Here is a 1513-nt window from a genome sequence, read left to right as displayed (position 1 = left end):
CCCCGCCTCCCGGGCCTTCAGGGCCTCCTGCGCCATTTTCTCCGCCGTAAACCCCTTGTTCACCGCCGCAAGCGTCGCGTCATCCCCCGACTCCAGTCCGAAGTAGAGTATCCGGAGCCTCTTTTCCCGCAGTATCCGCAGTTCCTCAAGGCTCTTGGTGGTGAGGCTGTTGGGCGAAGCGTAGGAGCCGACCCGCGCCAGATTCGGAAACGTCTCTGCCAGCCGGTCGAGAATAGCGCAGAGCCCCTCGAAGGGGTAGACCAGGGCATCACCGTCGGCCAGAAAGACCCGGTCCACATGGGAACGGTAGCGTGCCGGAATCCCGTTGATCTCGGAAAAAACATCCTCTGCGGGCTTGAGGGCAAAGCGCTTCATCTTGTACATGCCGCAGTAGGCGCAATGGTTCTGGGAGCAGCCGATGGTGATCTGGAAGATGAGGCTGCGGGCCTCGCTGGGGGGACGGAAGATTGGTTCGACGTAAGTGGGCATGGGTCAAACCATCACGCGGCAGTCTTCTTGCGCTGCTGCTCCATAACGGCCCGGAGGATCTTGTTTACCTTCGTCTGGTATCCCCTTCCCCCCTTCTTGAGCCAGTCGAGCACATCCGCGTCGAGACGAATGGTGACGGTCTGTTTGATCGGGCGGTAAAAATGCCCAATCACGGCCTTATCCCAGTCAACAACTTCCGGCATGTCGGAGGTATCGATCTCGTCATCGGGGAGCGCTGCAAGGGCCGCCAACTCTTCCGCCTTTTTTTCAGTGACCTTCTTCATATCGTTGCCTCTCTTTCCGGGTTGCCTTGCGGGCCGAGATGATTCGGACGACTTCTTCTCCGCCCTGCTCCGCAAACGTGTGGGCCACCAGAAGCACCACTATGCCACCGACCATTCCCAGCGTCTGCCAGCGCTCCTCACAATTCTCGACACGATCAAGCACACTGACATGAAACGGGTCCGCGAAGACAAGACTGGCGGTCTCGAAGCTGACGTGGTGTTTTGCCCTGTTGGTTCGGTTCTTGGTATCATCCCAGACAAGGCGCACCACAGTCCTCCTTGTTTTGTATGTACAAAACTGTACAGACACATCCCCGCAAAGTCAATCTTTCTGACTAAACGCCATACCAGCAAGCTGGTCCGGAAACGCCCGCCGGTATTCCCGCCTGAGCCGGTCAGCGCCGGCGCTGCCAATGACGTCCCACGGCAGCGTTTCGTCAAGGGGAATGTTTCGGTGGACGAGCAAATCGGTGTCGACCTCGAACTCCCGGGCCGCCCGTTTCCAGCTTCCCAACTCGGCTGCGCGGAGGAGGAGTTTCGCGAGCCGCCGGTCACCCCGGGAGAGGAGGGCCTGGAGATAGGCGTCCTTGGGGCTTTCTGCAATGAGCCGCACGTTGGAGAGCTTCCCCACCGCCTGCTGGAGGTATTTGAGCTTTTTCTCCAAGGAGGGGACCTCCTCCATGCCGCACCACTGGAACGGGGTGAAGGGCTTGGGGACAAAGGGGTTCACGGAGAGGATG

3 protein-coding genes and 1 pseudogene are annotated in these 1513 nt (G+C 59.6%); all 4 read right to left on the bottom strand.

Features of this window, described 5'->3' with window-relative positions; translation table 11 throughout:
• The coding region (locus tag RCH91_RS00050; protein ID WP_306532461.1) for a radical SAM protein at positions 1-489 on the bottom strand (489 nt) is incomplete at its 3' end.
• Between the two features lie 11 nt (positions 490-500).
• Entirely contained in the window at positions 501-773 is a 273-nt protein-coding gene (locus tag RCH91_RS00045) for a BrnA antitoxin family protein (protein ID WP_306532460.1), read from the bottom strand.
• Positions 757-1041 carry a BrnT family toxin gene (locus RCH91_RS00040; protein WP_306532459.1) on the bottom strand — a complete coding sequence of 95 codons (285 nt, stop codon included), beginning with the start codon at positions 1039-1041 and terminating at the stop codon, positions 757-759. The genes RCH91_RS00045 and RCH91_RS00040 overlap by 17 nt, the downstream gene beginning before the upstream one ends.
• 54 nt (positions 1042-1095) lie before the next feature.
• Positions 1096-1513: pseudogene (locus RCH91_RS00035) on the bottom strand (radical SAM protein); the annotation flags it as partial.

The sequence above is a fragment of the Geobacter sp. genome (assembly GCF_030834625.1).
Classification (GTDB): domain Bacteria; phylum Desulfobacterota; class Desulfuromonadia; order Geobacterales; family Geobacteraceae; genus Geobacter.
The sequence above is the reverse complement of the archived record's forward strand: the minus strand, read 5'-3'. Positions and strand labels throughout refer to the sequence as shown.